This window comes from Vibrio sp. 1249-1 (assembly GCF_033340495.1).
The window spans coordinates 1-265 of record NZ_JAWOWJ010000715.1 but is presented as its reverse complement, the minus strand read 5'-3'; the positions used below and the strand labels follow the sequence as shown (position 1 = coordinate 265).

Genomic DNA, 265 nt, shown 5'->3' with positions numbered 1-265 from the left:
CCGAGAAACCTATGAGAACGAAGTCGTAAAGCGAGCCGCTGATCAGGGTATTAACGTGACTTACTCTCAGGCTGATTCTCCAAATGTCGCCTCTGCGCTGTTTGTCACCGACAGCCAAAACTGGCGCACAAACCCAAAATGGGAAGAAGAGATTTTCGGCCCTCAATCAGTGATTGTTGTCTGTAAGGACTTCGAGGACTTATTCGATCTAAGTGAAACACTGAGCGGCACGCTCACCGCTACCATCCACGCGACTGAAGAAGAT

Annotated in this window: 1 pseudogene; it reads left to right on the top strand. The window is 49.4% G+C overall.

Annotated elements, in window-relative coordinates:
• Nucleotides 1-265: pseudogene (locus R7Z50_RS28510) on the top strand (aldehyde dehydrogenase (NADP(+))); the annotation flags it as partial.